Source organism: Dyella subtropica (assembly GCF_026283965.1).
In the GTDB taxonomy this organism is placed as follows: domain Bacteria; phylum Pseudomonadota; class Gammaproteobacteria; order Xanthomonadales; family Rhodanobacteraceae; genus Dyella_D; species Dyella_D subtropica.
In genome coordinates this window covers 126,497-140,903 of record NZ_JAPDPD010000014.1, presented here as the reverse complement: position 1 = coordinate 140,903, position 14,407 = coordinate 126,497, and the positions used below count along the sequence as shown (strand labels likewise).

Annotated in this window: 13 protein-coding genes and 1 tRNA gene; 9 read left to right on the top strand and 5 right to left on the bottom strand. The window is 64.6% G+C overall.

The window, feature by feature from the left end:
* Positions 1–155: 155 nt before the first annotated feature.
* The 3 genes from rimK to OUZ45_RS13855 form a co-directional block, all read right to left on the bottom strand.
* Positions 156–1,034, bottom strand: coding sequence for a 30S ribosomal protein S6--L-glutamate ligase (rimK, locus tag OUZ45_RS13865; protein ID WP_266170706.1), 879 nt, complete (start codon positions 1,032–1,034; stop codon positions 156–158).
* Positions 1,031–1,498 carry an ATP-dependent zinc protease family protein gene (locus tag OUZ45_RS13860; RefSeq protein WP_266170724.1) on the bottom strand — a complete coding sequence of 156 codons (468 nt, stop codon included), beginning with the start codon at positions 1,496–1,498 and terminating at the stop codon, positions 1,031–1,033. Before OUZ45_RS13860 ends, rimK begins: the two co-directional genes overlap by 4 nt.
* A gap of 53 nt (positions 1,499–1,551) precedes the next feature.
* Positions 1,552–1,625: transfer RNA gene (locus OUZ45_RS13855), tRNA-Gly, on the bottom strand.
* 275 nt (positions 1,626–1,900) lie between these two features.
* On the opposite strand from OUZ45_RS13855, the gene OUZ45_RS13850 reads away from it, so the two are divergent.
* The 5 genes from OUZ45_RS13850 to OUZ45_RS13830 all read left to right on the top strand — a co-directional run bounded on the left by OUZ45_RS13850 (position 1,901) and on the right by OUZ45_RS13830 (position 8,540).
* Positions 1,901–4,297, top strand: coding sequence for a DUF6600 domain-containing protein (locus OUZ45_RS13850; RefSeq protein WP_266170705.1), 2,397 nt, complete (start codon positions 1,901–1,903; stop codon positions 4,295–4,297).
* Between the two features lie 87 nt (positions 4,298–4,384).
* A complete protein-coding gene (gene thiS, locus OUZ45_RS13845; RefSeq protein ID WP_266170704.1) occupies positions 4,385–4,585 on the top strand; it encodes a sulfur carrier protein ThiS in 201 nt (66 codons plus the stop codon).
* A gap of 36 nt (positions 4,586–4,621) precedes the next feature.
* Positions 4,622–5,422 (top strand): thiazole synthase, encoded by an 801-nt coding sequence (locus OUZ45_RS13840; RefSeq protein ID WP_266170703.1) that lies wholly within the window; start codon positions 4,622–4,624, stop codon positions 5,420–5,422.
* Positions 5,423–5,560: 138 nt separating this feature from the next.
* A complete protein-coding gene (trmB, locus tag OUZ45_RS13835; RefSeq protein ID WP_266170702.1) occupies positions 5,561–6,262 on the top strand; it encodes a tRNA (guanosine(46)-N7)-methyltransferase TrmB in 702 nt (233 codons plus the stop codon).
* Between the two features lie 460 nt (positions 6,263–6,722).
* Positions 6,723–8,540, top strand: a complete 1,818-nt coding sequence (locus tag OUZ45_RS13830) for an SLC13 family permease (protein ID WP_266170723.1) — start codon at positions 6,723–6,725, stop codon at positions 8,538–8,540.
* Positions 8,541–8,725: 185 nt separating this feature from the next.
* Here the strand turns inward: OUZ45_RS13830 and OUZ45_RS13825 are convergent, their stop codons facing one another.
* The gene (locus OUZ45_RS13825; RefSeq protein WP_266170701.1) at positions 8,726–9,067 is read right to left on the bottom strand and encodes a Rieske (2Fe-2S) protein; all 342 of its coding nucleotides are present in this window, start codon (positions 9,065–9,067) and stop codon (positions 8,726–8,728) included.
* 78 nt (positions 9,068–9,145) lie between these two features.
* On the opposite strand from OUZ45_RS13825, the gene OUZ45_RS13820 reads away from it, so the two are divergent.
* The 4 genes from OUZ45_RS13820 to OUZ45_RS13805 all read left to right on the top strand — a co-directional run bounded on the left by OUZ45_RS13820 (position 9,146) and on the right by OUZ45_RS13805 (position 13,009).
* The gene (locus tag OUZ45_RS13820) at positions 9,146–9,415 is read left to right on the top strand and encodes a hypothetical protein (RefSeq protein ID WP_266170700.1); all 270 of its coding nucleotides are present in this window, start codon (positions 9,146–9,148) and stop codon (positions 9,413–9,415) included.
* Between the two features lie 67 nt (positions 9,416–9,482).
* A complete protein-coding gene (locus OUZ45_RS13815) occupies positions 9,483–10,361 on the top strand; it encodes a methylated-DNA--[protein]-cysteine S-methyltransferase (protein WP_266170699.1) in 879 nt (292 codons plus the stop codon).
* 177 nt (positions 10,362–10,538) lie between these two features.
* Entirely contained in the window at positions 10,539–11,459 is a 921-nt protein-coding gene (gene yedA / locus OUZ45_RS13810) for a drug/metabolite exporter YedA (RefSeq protein WP_266170698.1), read from the top strand.
* Between the two features lie 137 nt (positions 11,460–11,596).
* Positions 11,597–13,009: a short-chain fatty acid transporter gene (locus OUZ45_RS13805; protein WP_266170697.1), complete on the top strand. Its 1,413-nt coding sequence runs from the start codon at positions 11,597–11,599 to the stop codon at positions 13,007–13,009.
* A 74-nt stretch (positions 13,010–13,083) separates the two neighbouring features.
* On the opposite strand, the gene OUZ45_RS13800 is transcribed toward OUZ45_RS13805, so the two are convergent.
* A complete protein-coding gene (locus OUZ45_RS13800; RefSeq protein ID WP_266170696.1) occupies positions 13,084–14,403 on the bottom strand; it encodes an ABC transporter permease in 1,320 nt (439 codons plus the stop codon).
* Between the last annotated feature and the right edge of the window lie 4 nt (positions 14,404–14,407).

Here is a 14,407-nt window from a genome sequence, read left to right as displayed (position 1 = left end):
ACTAGACCTTAGCGGTTGAAGTGCCGAGCAAATTGCAGTGGGGACTTTATAGGGTGATTCGAGTTACGGTGGGGTTAACCCGTACTCACTTCGCTGTTAACCGTTCAGCAGAGCCGGCCGAAAGCACGATCGATCGACACCTGCCTCCTGTCGTGTCACTTCTTCGCGTTCTGTTCCAAGTGGCGAATGATGTGGGCGGACACATCCACACCGGTGGCCGCCTCGATGCCCTCCAGGCCCGGGGAGGCATTCACTTCCAGGATCAGCGGCCCGCGCTTCGAGCGCAACAGGTCGACACCGGCGATGCCAAGCCCCAGCGCCTTGGCGGCGCGCACGGAGATCTGCCTCTCCTCTGTACTGAGCGTGGCAGCCACCGCCGTGGCCCCTCGATGCAGGTTGGCGCGAAACTCGCCCGGACTGGCGTCGCGCTGCATGGCGGCCACTACCTTGTTGCCGACCACGAAGCAGCGCAGGTCGCTGCCGTTCGCCTCACCGATGAACTCCTGCACGATGAAGTTCGCGTACAGACCGCGGAACGCTTCGATCACGCTCTGCGAGGCGCTGCGCTTCTCCGCCAGCACTACGCCCGTGCCCTGGCTGCCTTCATTGAGTTTGATCACATGCGGCGGGTCGCCCAGCATCGCCAGCACGTCGGAGGTGTCGTCCGGGTTATCGCCGAACACGGTGACCGGCATGTCCAGACCTTGAGCGGAGAGGATCTGCAGCGCGCGCAGTTTGTCGCGCGCGCGCAGCACCGCGTCGGAAGGATTGGGGGTGTACACGCCCATCATTTCCAATTGGCGCAGCACGGCGGTGCCATAGAAGGTGCTGTTGGTGCCGATGCGTGGGATGACCGCGTCGATGTCGCGCAGGGGCTTGCCCTTGTAGCGAATCGCCACATCGCCCGGCGCGATGCGCACATAGCAACGCAACGGATCGAGCACGCGCACCACGTGGCCGCGCTCGCGCGCCACCTCGACCAGGCGCTGAGTGGAGTACAGGCGGGTGTTGCGCGAAAGAATAGCTATCTTCATGGGGCATCCGTGGCCACGGGCAAGACGCGCGGCTGGGTATAGGAGAGCGCTGGATCCACCGCGAAGCGCCCCAGCAGGGCCGTACGGCCCAACAGCATGGGAAACAGCATATGGCGGCGGTCGGTGAGGTTGATGTCGACGCTGAAGCGTTGTCCGGCCAGCAATATTTCGCTGCGGATGAACCACCGCTCAGTACGCCGGCCACCGGTGTCGGTCACGATGCGGCGATCCAGCGCAGGCACCTCGCACTGTGTGCTCAGATGATGCCGACGCCCCGGGCTGACGGTAAAGCGCAGCCAGGTGGCGCCTTCGCGCTCGAAGCTTTCGAGGGTATCCACGTGCAGCGAACTGCTGCGCGCGCCAGTGTCGAGCTTGGCCTTGAGCGAAGCGATGCCGAGTTCAGGCAACGCTAAACGCTCCCGCCAGCCCAAAGTCATCGGAGACCGGGTGATCACATCCGCCATCATCAGCGCACGCCGCAGGGTTTCGGAAAGGCTCAGTGGGGACGGGAGCAGGTTGGAGCGGGTGAAGGGAATCGAACCCTCGTCAGTAGCTTGGGAAGCTACAGCTCTACCATTGAGCTACACCCGCAACGTCGGCGGATGGTAACCCGGGACCAGCGATGTTTGGAACTGCCCTAAAGCCTGTTCAAGACCTCCGCGTGGCCCGCGCCGAATCTTTGGATGCGCTGAGGCGCAACCGAATGCGTAGTGAACCGCACATGGCGGCCGGCTGAATGCTCTCTCTGGATGGGCCACCTCAACACACGCTGGGCCGAACGTAGCGTGCGCATAATCAGGCCGTCAGCGCCCAGTGGTCATACACGTTCTTTCGGGCGCACCGTGCAAGCGTTCAAGGAGAATGCCATGCGTATCTCGTTCCCATTCATTCCACGCAACTGGGCGTTACTCGCCGCGTCGCTGCTGCTGTGCGCAGCGGGCCTGGCGCAAGCCCAGTCCGATGGTGATGCCGGCGACCCGCCCTCACGCGTGGCGCGACTGTCCTTTCTGTCCGGCGATTTGGGCTTTCTGCCTGCCGGGGCCAAAGACTGGAGCGATGCCAGCGTCAACCGCCCGCTAACCAACGGCGATCGTCTCTCCACCGGCTCGCACGGCAAGGCCGAGTTGGAATTGGGTGGCGGCAGCCTGCGCATGGCGCAGAACACCAACTTCGGTTTCCTCGACCTCAACGACCAGATGGCCCAGGTAGAGCTGACCCAGGGCACGCTCAACCTGGCCGTGCGCAACCTGGGCCAAGGGCAAAGTTATGAGATCGACACGCCCACCGTGGCCTTGGTGGTCGATCGTCCCGGCACGTTCCGCGTGGATGTGGACCGCAACGGCCGCACCACGGAAGTCACCGCCTTCCGCGGCCGCGCTACGGTGTATGGCGAGAACGGCGCGCAACGTCAGGTGGACGCGGGCACTCGCTACGAGTTCGACGATTCCTCGCTCAACAATGTGACGCTGAATGACCTCGGCGGCGGCGGCGATGCCTTCGACGACTGGTGCTACGAGCGCGACCAGCGCTACACCCGTTCGCCCAGCCGCCGCTACGTATCGGAAGAAGTCGTCGGCTACCAGGACCTGGATCAATACGGCGACTGGCGCAGCGACCCCGAATATGGCGCCGTCTGGTACCCGGCCCGCGTCGCCGTGGACTGGGCGCCCTATCGCGACGGCCACTGGGCCTATGTCGCCCCTTGGGGCTGGACCTGGGTGGACGACTCGCCATGGGGCTTCGCGCCTTATCACTACGGCCGCTGGGCCTACGTAAGCGGTGCCTGGGGCTGGGTGCCAGGACCGGTCGAAGTGCGTCCGGTGTATGCGCCGGCACTGGTGGCTTTCGTCGGGGGCAACAACTGGAGCGTCTCCATCGGTGTCGGCGGTGGCGCGCCAGTGGGTTGGTTCCCGCTGGGACCGCGCGATGTCTACAACCCGTGGTACCGCGCCAGCCGCAACTACTACACCAACGTCAACGTCACCAATATCAACGTGCACAACACCTATAACCGCACCACGGTGATCAACAACATCAACAACCAGTACAACTACTTCCGCAACGGTCAGCCGCAGCCGCGCATCGCCTATGCGAATCGCGAAGTACCGCACGCCCTCACCGCCGTGTCCGGGCAGAACTTTGCCTCCGCGCAAAATGTGCGCCGCAACCTGGTGCAGATGGACCCGCACCAGCTCGCCGCCGCGCCGGTGCTTCCGCGTGGGGTGAACATCCGCCCGAACCAGGCCAGCTTCGCCCCGCCCCGCAATCCGCAGGCGCAGCCCCTGCCCGTCAGCGGATTCCAGCGCGAAGTGGTGGCCCGCCACGCGCCGCCGGCCAACTTCGCCAATCGCCAGACGATCCAGCCGGATAGCGCGCGCCCCACCGGCTTTGCGCAACGCCCTGCGATCGGGGCGCCAACGCCTGCCGTCGGGATGCCGTCGAACGTACGGCTGCTGAATGCGCAGGCCGGACCAGGCCGCTCCGCGCCAGGCAATGAAACCACCGTACCGGCTCGATTGCCGCCGGTCGGCAATCGCCAGACGCCGACGATGGCCGCCCCGGCGACGGCCGCCGACGTCAACCCGCGCCGCGCGGAAGCCGCCGATCGCCCGGCCATGCGCCCGAACGAGCTGCCTTCGGCTCGCTTTGTGCACCCGAACGCCAATGCGGACGCCGCAGCACAAAACCCGAGAAATCACCCGCCGGTTCCGCAGAACGAGGCCCCTCGCCCTGGCGTGAGCTACATCCCCAACGCGCAGGATGACCGTGCGCGCGCTGCCCAACAGGCCGCCCCGGCTCAGCCACGCGGCACCCTGCCCGACGTAGCGCACTACAACCGCGTCACAGAACAGCCGCCCGCGGCTCAACCGGAGATCCGCAATCCGCGCGGGGTGAACACTCCCATAGAGAGCAGGCCTAACCCCGCCGTGGATCGCGCGGAGCCGATGCCGCAACGCGCTGGTCGCGACTATGGCAACCTGCGCGTCGACAACCCTGCGCCACGTCCGGAGTACCAGACCCAACGCCCCGAACCGCAGCCACGCATGGAGCCATCGCGCATGCGCGAACCGCCGCCGGCCATCGAGCAGCGGGCTTACCAGCCGCCACCGCGGCCACAGCCCATGCCGCAGCCGCAGCCGCAGCCGATGCAGCAGCAGATGCCACATAACAACCCGCCACCGCCTCACGAGCAGCCGCACGCCGCGCCACCACAGAACCGCGACGATCATCGCCCCCGAAACAAAGACGATCAGCACAACTGAGCGTCCGCTCACTCCAAGGCCCGGCGCAAGCCGGGCTTTTTTGTTCCCGAACCCAGCATCCACCACCACAGCCGGTACAATGGGCGGATGCAAATCACGCTCAATGGCAGCCCACGTGACTGCGCCAACGGAACCACCGTCGCCCAATTGCTGCAGGAAGCCGGCTACGGCGACCGCCGCGTAGCAGTGGAAGTGAACCGCGAAATCGTCCCTCGCAGCATGCACATCCGCTGGGTGCTGGCCGAAGGCGACCAGGTCGAGATCGTCCACGCCATCGGCGGCGGCTAACCCCAGCCGCGCCCCACCCCGCCCCAAGATCACGCCATGAATACCAAAACGCTCGATACCACCGATCCGCTGATCATTGCCGGCAAAAGCTACGGCTCCCGCCTGCTCACCGGCACCGGTAAATACAAGGACTTCGATGAAACCCGCCGCGCCTCACAGGCCGCTGGCGCGGACATCGTCACCGTGGCGATCCGTCGCGTGAATATCGGCCAGGACGCCGGCCAACCCAATTTGCTGGACGCATTGCCGCCCGAAGAATTCACCCTGCTGCCCAACACCGCCGGCTGCTACAACGCCGTCGACGCCGTACGCACCTGCAAGCTCGCACGCGAACTGCTGGACGGCCACAAACTGGTGAAGCTGGAAGTGCTGGGCGACCAGCGCACGCTGTTCCCCGACGTGGTGGAAACCCTCAAGGCCGCCGAGACGCTGGTCGCTGACGGCTTCGACGTGATGGTCTACACCAGCGACGACCCGATCCTGGCCAAGCGCCTGGAAGACATCGGCTGCGTCGCGGTGATGCCGCTGGCCGCGCCGATCGGCTCGGGCCTGGGCATCCAGAACCGCTACAACCTGCTCGAGATCATCGAGAACGCCAAGGTGCCGATCATCGTCGACGCTGGCGTGGGCACCGCATCGGATGCGGCTATCGCCATGGAGCTGGGCTGCGACGGCGTGCTGATGAATACCGCCATCGCCGGTGCGAAAGATCCAGTGCTGATGGCGCATGCGATGAAGCTCGCCATCCAGGCCGGCCGCGCCGCCTTCCGTGCCGGGCGCATTCCGCGCAAGCGCTTTGCCTCTGCATCGAGCCCGATCGACGGCACGATTGGTTGAACGCCTCGCCCCCTGCCTGCAGGGGGTTGGGAGGGTTGAGCCCTTGCGAAAACCTTCCCCAGGCTCTGTCTCAAGTACTCACCCCTCCCCGACCCTCCCCTGCGAGCAGGGGAGGGAGTTGAACGCTCCGGAATTTCCATGACCCACGACGACGCCAGCAAGCCCGAGTACATGCGCCGCATCCGCAGCTTCGTGCTGCGTGAGGGACGCATGACGTTAGCGCAGCAGCGCGCCTTCGACGCGCACTGGGCTCGCTTCGGCATCGACTACACCGGCACCACGCAGGACTTCGCCGCGCGCTTCGGCCGCCAGGCGCCGCTAGTGATGGAAATCGGCTTCGGCAATGGTGAGGCGCTGGCCTGGGCCAGCGAGCATGACCAGGCACGCGACTACCTCGGCATCGAGGTGCACGGCCCGGGCGTGGGCCGCCTGATGAATGCGCTGGCCTCACGCGATGCCTCCAACGTGCACTTGTACAAGCATGACGCGGTCGAGGTACTGGAGCACGAGATCGCCGCTGGCACACTGGCCGAAGCGCGCATCTGGTTTCCCGATCCCTGGCACAAGAAACGCCACAACAAGCGACGCATCATCCAGCCCGAGTTCGTCGCCCTGCTCGCCTCGCGCATGGCACCCAACGGCCTGCTGCATCTGGCGACCGACTGGCAGCCGTATGCCGAGTACATGGTGGAAGTGATGGAAGCCGCGCCGGATTGGCGCAACCAGCTCGGGGCCGGTCAGTACGCCGAGAAACCGGAGTGGCGCATCGAGACGCACTTCGAGCGGCGCGGGCTCAAATTGGGCCACGGTGTGTGGGATCTGCTTTATCGCAAGGTGTGAGCACCCGTGGGAGCGTGTTGCGCCTCACAGCGTAGGCATCGATTCACCAGCTCTCCCGCCACCACGCTTATACTCGTCGCTCAAACAGGGACTAGCCGTCGCAGCGTGAAGCAGCCACTGCACCACCGCATCCACCTCGGTTCACTGGGTCGTAGAGCCTGTTCAATATCTTTTCGTGGCCCGCGCCGGGAGCTGTTTGCGCGCAGGCCAAGGAAGAACGAAGGCGTGTACGTCCGTACACAACTGAGTGATGACGCAGGCATGGGTGCAAACAGACCCGGCCCGGAGGGTTACCGTTGAGTGGCCACCAGGCGGCAGCGCGCGGCTTGGCCTGGCAGCCAGCCAGGCGCTGCGCCGCGCACTACCACCTGGCGGCCACTCAACGGCAACGCGGGCTACGAAAAGATATTGAACAGGCTCTAAGGGACGCCAGCTAGTGGGACTCTCGCTCACCCCCGAAATGATCCTGGTACTCGGGCTGGTGGGCTTCACCATGCTGATGCTGGTGCTGGAATGGATCCGCGCCGACATGGTGGCCTTGCTGGTGGTGGTGGTGATCGGCCTCACCGGCCTGATTCCCTCCGAACGCGTGTTCAACGGCTTCGCCGGTAACGCGGTTATCGCCATCATCGCGATCATGATCATGGGCGCGGGCCTGGACCGCGCCGGCGTGCTCGGCCTTACCGCCAATTTCGTGATGCGCATGGCGCGCGGCATGGAGTCGCGGCTGGGCGTGGTGATCAACCTCGTCACCAGCCTGTTCAGCGCAGTGATCCCCAGCCAGGCGCTCGCAGCGCTGATGATCCCGGTCACCAGCCGCCTGGCAGCGCGCACCGGCGTGCCCATATCGCGGCTGTTGCTGCCGATGGCGTTCTGCATCCTCACCGCCACCAACACCACACTGATCGCGAACTCGCCGCTGATCGTCCTCAACGACCTGATCGCCAGCGCCAACGCCAACCTGCCGGCTGGCGCACATACGATTCCGAAGTTCGGTCTGTTTAGCGTGACGCCGGTGGGTTTGGTGCTGGCGCTGACGGGCGTGCTGTTTTTCTATCTCTTCTCGCGCAAGCTGCTGCCGGAGCGCGAGGATGAGCGCCTCAAGGTCACACCGGGTCGCACTGAGAGCTACTTTGCGGAGACCTACGGCATCGTCGGCGAAACGGCCGAGCTGACCGTCACCGCGGAGAGCCCGCTGGTGGGCATGAGCATCGGCGAAGTGGAGCAGCTCTATGGCGCGCCGCTGATCCTGGCCATCAAGAGCGGCACCGAAGCGCGCATGGCGCCGCCGGTGGATCACGTGATCTGGGTAGGCTCGGTGCTCGGCGTGCTGGGGCCGCGCGAGCAACTCAATCATTTCGCCAACAACCAGCTGTGCAGGCTGTCGCCGCGCATGCGCCAATTGGGTGAGCTGTTCAATCCCTCCCGCGCCGGTATTTCCGAGGCGGTGATTCCGCCGAGCTCACGCTTTCTCAAGCAATCCGTCGGCGATCTGCGTCTGCGCAAGCGCTATGGCATCTCGGTACTGGCGGTGAACCGTGGCGATCAGGTGTTTCGCGACGACGTGCGCTCGGTAAGCCTACGCGCCGGTGACACGCTGGTGTTGCACAGCAGCTGGCGTGATCTCGCTTTGGCGACCGAAGACAAGGATCTGGTGGTCGTCACCGACATCCCGAAGGAAGAACAACGCCCCGGCAAGATCTGGCAGGCCGTGGGGTTCTTCGTGCTGGCCAAGTCCCTGGCGCTATTTACACACCTCGATCTCTCCGTGGCGATGATGACCGGCGCCATCGGCATGCTGCTCACCGGCGTGCTGAACATGGACGAGGCCTACAAGGCCATCAACTGGAAAACCATCTTTGTCACCGCCTGCCTGATTCCGCTGGGCTGGTCGATGGACGCCACCGGCACCGCCGCCTGGGTCGCGCAGGAAGTGTTGACGCATCTCGGCAGCGCCTCGCCCTGGTTGCTGCAGCTGTCGCTGGCCGTGCTCACCCTGCTGTTCTCGCAGGTGATGTCCAACGTGGGCGCCACCGTGATGATGGTGCCCGTCGCCATCAGCGTGGCGGTGGCCACGGGCGGCAATCCGTCGGCCTATGCGCTGATCGTCGCGGTGTCGTCCTCCAACACCTTCCTGCTCACCTCGGGCCATCCCGCGCTAATGATGGTGGCTGGCCCGGGCGGCTATCGCGGCAAGGATTTCCTGCGAGTGGGCCTGCCGCTGACAGGATTGGTACTGGCGATCACCCTGGTGGTGATCAACCTGATGTTCCGCTGATACGAGACACAGCACGAAAGGCTAGGAGCCTGTCGGACTTGAGTGGTCGAGGCGAAAATTCGACTGCGCGAGGACAGATTTTCGGCGAGTCGCAGGCCCATAGTGGTTCTATGGGTCAAGAATCGACGGAAATATGGACCGCGCAGGCGGATTTGCAGCCCGGCCGACTCAAGTCCGACAGGCTCCTAGGTCAGCCGCACCTCGCCATCCACCACCTCAACGGCTACCGCCCGCAGATGTTCGCCACGGCACGGCCCTCCGATGCACAAGCCATCCCCTGCATTGAAGCTGGCCCCGTGCGCCGCGCAAACTAGCACATCGTTCTTCAGCAGAAATTTGCCCGGCGCCCAGTCCAACCGACGGCCCGCATGCGGGCAGATATTGAGGTAGGCATGCACGACCTCGCCCTTGCGCAGCACGATCACACTTTCATCGCCGTCGCGTAATGTGGCGTCGACGGCGATGGCTTCCCCGTCAGGGATATCGTCCAGACGGCAAAGCGACTGCTCGGGGGTAACTGTATCCATCGGCACTTGTCTCACAGGCTTGAAAGCCCCATCGTTACGCACGTAAGTCATTGATTTTACCACACGGATTTTTAACACATGCGTTTCGTGCTGCCTTCTCCGCGTCGTTCCCGTCATCCACTGGTCCGTGCCCTGTCGCTGCTGATCGGCGTGGCCTTGCTGGGCGTGCTGCTGGTATTCGGGTTGGTGGTGGCTGGTGTGCTGCTGGTCGGCGGCGGCCTGTTCCTGGCCTTGCGTCAGTGGACGCGTGGCCGTGCCACGCAGCGTACCGCGGCGGGCACCCATAAACCGGAAGTGCTCGAAGGCGAGTTCGTGGTGCTGCGCCAGACCGGCCCGGCGGCTCACTGAGCAATATCCGGATAGCTGTCGCGGTCCCTCCCGACTAATCTGACGGCATCCGAACTGCGATGCCGTCATGAACACGCGCAACACCACTGAGATCGCCCTGGAACACGTCCGCGCGCTGATCGAGCGCGCCGAACAGGCACCCAACCTGGAAACGTTGGCCAAGGCCGCCAAGCTCAGTCCTACCCATCTGCAGCGCGCCTTCCGCCGCCGCTACGGGGTGAGTCCAGCCGAATACCATCGCGCTCGCCGTTTCGGCCAGCTGAAGGCAGCATTGCGCGACGGCGCAGCCGTCACTGATGCCGTCTACGACGCCGGTTTTGGTTCCGGCAGCCGTGTGTACGAACACAGCGACCGCCTGCTCGGCATGACGCCAGCCAGTTACCGGGCCGGCGGCGCTGGCGCCAGCATCCGTTACACCACCACCGATACGCCCTTGGGACGATTGCTTGTCGCCACCACCACGCGCGGCATCTGCGCCGTAACCCTGGGCGCCAACGACGCGGAACTCGAAGCCCGTCTCAAAGACGAATTCCCGCATGCCGGGCGTGAACGCGTGGATGCCGGGCGCGAGGAATGGCTGGATGCCGTGATCGCACACATCGCTTCGGAACTGGGCTGGAGCGATGCGGAAGCGCCAGCCCTGCCCCCGCTGGATATCGCTGCCACTGCCTTCCAGTGGCGCGTTTGGGATGCGCTGACCCGCATCCCGCAAGGTGTCACCAAGAGCTATGGCGAACTTGCCGCCGAGCTCGGCATGCCCAAAGCGGCGCGTGCGGTCGGTCGCGCTTGTGGCAGTAATCGGGTGGCATTGATCGTGCCTTGCCATCGCATCGTGCGTGAAGACGGCACGCTGGGTGGCTGGCGCTGGGGCGTCGAGCGCAAACGCGAACTACTGGCTCGCGAGCGCCGCAACACGGTGGCACCGCGACACGCCCAAACGGGATAAGGCCTTGTAGGAGCGTACCCTGTGCGCTCCTACAACGAATGCTGACCGTCTTGATCCCGCCTCAAGCCTGTCTTGCAAAGTGCTCGCTACTGCCGGACTTCGCCACGAATTATCTTGGTGACCCATTAGACTAGTCCGAGCATCCGCGCCGCGATGTCTGCCTCCCCATCTCCGCTCATGACCGACTCGTCCGTCTCACCCGCCACCAGCGCGGTGTCCGCCTCCGTCGCCGACGCGCGAGTGTTGATTCCGCTTGGCCTGTTCGCGCTGTACGTGATCTGGGGTTCGACCTACCTGGGCATCCGCTATGCGCTGGAAAGCTACCCGCCGTTCCTACTCGCAGGCGTGCGCTTCTTGTGCGCCGGCGTGCTGCTCTTCGGCTTCCTCCGTTTACGCGGTATGGCCGCTCCGACCTTGCGTCAGTGGCGCAATGCGGCGATCACCGGCGTGCTGCTGCTCGGCTTCGGCAATGGCTTGGTGTGTTTTGCGGAGCAAAGCGTGGGTTCCGGCATCTCCGCGGTCGCGGTCGCCAGCATGCCGTTGTTCGCCGCTGTGTTCTCGGGCATGTACGGGCAATGGCCGACCCGGCGCGAAACCATCGGGCTGCTCATCGGTTTTGCCGGTGTGGTGGTGCTGAACCTTGGCACGGGGCTGTCGGCGTCGCGAGTGGGTGCGATCGCCCTGATCGTGGCCGCGGGCAGCTGGGCCTTCGGCTCGATCTGGAGCAAACGCCAGGACATGCCCGCAGGCCCCATGAATACCGCAGCACAAATGCTCTGCGCCAGCGTCGCCCTGCTGATGGTGGGCTTCGGTGCCGGCGAACACTTGCCCGCACAGCCAACACTGCGTGCCACGCTGGCGGTCGGCTATCTGGCGATCTTCGGTTCGATCGTCGCCTTCAGCGCCTATCTCTACGTGCTGAAACATGCACGGCCAGCCTTGGCGACCAGCTATGCCTACGTCAATCCTCCCGTAGCGGTGCTGTTCGGTGTGCTATTGGTCGGCGAACATGTGGGCCCCTATGATCTCGCCGGCATGGCGATCATCCTGCTGGGCGTGGCCATCATCACGCTGTTCAAGCAGCGGGCGAAGACCTAATCGACCCCACTCGTCTACAACCCGCTCAACCCAGCCATCACCTTTCCCGGCCCTAGTCACACACTTGCGACCATAGCGTATTGCCCGCCCCTCCCCGATGGCGGACCATCGCTCGACTAGGCGAGGGAGGCGGATCTATGCAAACCGCGAAAGAAGGTGCGCTGGCACGCGCAGCACTACGCAGTTCGGCCTGGGCGGAGCGCTGGTTTCCCGATGCATGGGTATTCGCCGCACTATGCGTCGTGATCGTGGCCGCGGCAGCGCTGGGTTTTGGCGCCACGCCAACCGTAACGGTGAATGCGTTTGGCGACGGCTTCTGGAGCCTGATCCCCTTCACCATGCAGATGGCATTCGTGGTGATCGGCGGCTACGTGGTGGCCACCGCACCGATCGTGGCGCGCTTCATTGATCTGCTTGCACGTGTGCCGCGCAGTGGGCGCGGTGCGATTTGCTACGTCGGCTTGGTCAGCATGCTGGCGTCGTTGTTGTCGTGGGGCTTTTCGCTGGTGTTCGGCGGATTGCTGGTGCGCGCACTGGCACGGCGCGAAGACTTGCGCATGGATTACCGCGCCGCTGGTGCAGCTGCGTACCTGGGCCTGGGTGCGGTATGGGCGATGGGGCTTTCTTCGTCGGCCGCGCAGTTGCAGGCGAACCCAAAGAGCATGCCGCCGGGGCTGCTCAACATCACGGGCGTGCTGCCTTTCAGTCAGACGATTTTCTTGTGGCAATCGATGGTGCTGACGGCTGCGTTGATCGCGGTGTCGCTGCTGATCTGCTGGTTCACCGCGCCCTCGGATGCAAGTGCGCGTACCGCGCAGGATTTCGGCGTGACCGAAAACGCCACGCCGCCTCTGCCACCACGCACACGACCCGGCGAGTGGCTGGAATACAGCCCGCTCTTGTCGGTGCTCATCGGCCTGCTCGGTCTCGGTTGGCTGGGTTACGAGTTCGCCACCAAGCCCGCGGTGACGGCCATCGCCAACCTCAACACCTACAACTTCCTGTTCCTGACGCTGGGTCTGCTGCTGCATTGGCGGCCGCGCAGTTTCCTCAATGCCGTCGCGCGAGCGGTGCCAAGTACGGCGGGCGTGCTGATCCAGTTCCCGCTCTACGGCGGCATCGCCACGCTGCTCACGCACGCACCGGGATTTGCCGATGAAACGCTGGCGCACCGGCTCTCGGGCCTGTTCGTACACATCGCCTCGACCGACACCTTCTCGTTGGTGATGGGCGTCTATTCGGCCGTGCTTGGCTTCTTCGTGCCTTCGGGCGGCGGCAAGTGGCTGGTGGAAGCGCCATATGTGATGCAGGCGGCGAACGACCTGCATGTGCATCTCGGCTGGGCGGTGCAGGTGTACAACGCGGCCGAGGCCTTGCCGAACCTGATCAATCCGTTCTGGATGCTGCCGCTGCTCGGCGTGCTGGGCTTGAAGGCGCGCGACGTGGTGGGTTTCACCTTCATGCAGCTGGTGGTGCATGTGCCGCTGGTGCTTGGGTTACTGTGGCTGCTTGGGTTGACGCTGACTTACGTGCCGCCCGTGATGCCGTGAATGCTCCGTGGGTCGCCCATAGGGCGGGCTCCTACAAAAGCGGGATGGAGGTGACCCTCCATCCCGTTGTTACATCAAAGCTCGCGCAAGGCCGTAGTCACCGGCAACCGCGCGGCGCGCAGCGCCGGAAACAGGCCACCGATAAAGCCGATCGCCAACGCCCATTTGAGGCCGACCCAAAGCAGCGACGGCGTCACCCTGAACTCGAACGTCAGCTGGCCAGTGGTACCGGCTGCCAGCGTCGATGCGGTATAGCCATTGAAGATAAGCCAGGCTAACGCACCGCCGAGCGCACCGCCGATCAAGGCAAGCATCATGGTTTCCAGCATGACTGCCATGACCACCGGCAGGCCGCGGAAGCCAATCGCACGCAAGGTGGCAATTTCGCGCGCACGTGCCGCGATCGCCGCGAACATCGTGTTGAGCGCGCCGAACACCGCGCCGATCGCCATGATCACGCCGACCACGATGCCGATGATGGTAATGGCCTTGGAGGTGCCTTCGGACTGCTTGCTGAAATAGTCCAGCGTGGTCGTTGCATCGACCTGCAGACGCGGGTCCGAGCTCAGCGCCGCCTTGAACTGATCAAAGGCGGCGGGCCCAGTGAGGCGCGCAAACACCGTGGTCACACTGGAACCGCGCCGATAGGCGGGGCCAACCACGCCCGCATCCGCCCACAACTCGGAGTCCATCGCATCGTTCGAAGCGAAGATGCCGGTGACGGTCCATTTCTGGTTGCCCAGCTTGATCTCCTTCCCCGGCTCGAGCCCGGCGAACTGACGCTGTGCACCCTTGCCGGCGACCAGCTCGTACTTGCCAGGCTCGAACTTACGCCCGGCGATGATCTTCGCGTTGGTGCGAAGCTGCCAGGCCTCATCGCCGATGCCGCGCAATTGCACGCTGCCGAAATCCTCTTCCGGGTTGCCTCCCTTCATCGGCAGGTTGGCGGCGACGACCAGCTCCGGCGAGGCAATCGGCTTGCCATGGTCGTCCTTGGCAATGCCAGGCGCCTGCGCAATGACCAGCGCGCTGTCGTGATCGAGTACCGAGGAAACCTCCGCCGCGGAAGCGCCTCGCATCACGATCGCCGTATCTTCGGAGCCGGTACGGCGCAGGGTTTCGCTATATCCCTCTGCCATCGCGAACATCGCGACCAGCACACCGACCACACCGGCGATGCCGATGACGATGACCGCGGAAGAGCCCAGGCGCTGCGCCATCGTGCTGACGCCAACGGCCGTGATCGATGCCGCCTGCCGACCGTGCCGGGTCAGCCACATCCACAAGGCCAGCACGACCAGCAAGACCAGCAGGCCTGGCCAAGGTAGCGAGAGAAACAAGGCCACGCCGGCGATGACGACCACGAAGGTAAGAAGACCGATCAAAAATTTCATGGCA

Excerpts from the sequence above, each read along its gene's own strand:
- rimK (WP_266170706.1), bottom strand. The coding sequence starts at position 1,034 with ATGAAGATAGCTATTCTTTCGCGCAACACCCGCCTGTACTCCACTCAG.
- OUZ45_RS13860 (WP_266170724.1), bottom strand. The coding sequence starts at position 1,498 with ATGGCGGATGTGATCACCCGGTCTCCGATGACTTTGGGCTGGCGGGAG.
- OUZ45_RS13850 (WP_266170705.1), top strand. The coding sequence starts at position 1,901 with ATGCGTATCTCGTTCCCATTCATTCCACGCAACTGGGCGTTACTCGCC.
- thiS (WP_266170704.1), top strand. The coding sequence starts at position 4,385 with ATGCAAATCACGCTCAATGGCAGCCCACGTGACTGCGCCAACGGAACC.
- OUZ45_RS13840 (WP_266170703.1), top strand. The coding sequence starts at position 4,622 with ATGAATACCAAAACGCTCGATACCACCGATCCGCTGATCATTGCCGGC.
- trmB (WP_266170702.1), top strand. The coding sequence starts at position 5,561 with ATGACCCACGACGACGCCAGCAAGCCCGAGTACATGCGCCGCATCCGC.
- OUZ45_RS13830 (WP_266170723.1), top strand. The coding sequence starts at position 6,723 with ATGATCCTGGTACTCGGGCTGGTGGGCTTCACCATGCTGATGCTGGTG.
- OUZ45_RS13825 (WP_266170701.1), bottom strand. The coding sequence starts at position 9,067 with ATGGATACAGTTACCCCCGAGCAGTCGCTTTGCCGTCTGGACGATATC.
- OUZ45_RS13820 (WP_266170700.1), top strand. The coding sequence starts at position 9,146 with ATGCGTTTCGTGCTGCCTTCTCCGCGTCGTTCCCGTCATCCACTGGTC.
- OUZ45_RS13815 (WP_266170699.1), top strand. The coding sequence starts at position 9,483 with ATGAACACGCGCAACACCACTGAGATCGCCCTGGAACACGTCCGCGCG.
- yedA (WP_266170698.1), top strand. The coding sequence starts at position 10,539 with ATGACCGACTCGTCCGTCTCACCCGCCACCAGCGCGGTGTCCGCCTCC.
- OUZ45_RS13805 (WP_266170697.1), top strand. The coding sequence starts at position 11,597 with ATGCAAACCGCGAAAGAAGGTGCGCTGGCACGCGCAGCACTACGCAGT.
- OUZ45_RS13800 (WP_266170696.1), bottom strand. The coding sequence starts at position 14,403 with ATGAAATTTTTGATCGGTCTTCTTACCTTCGTGGTCGTCATCGCCGGC.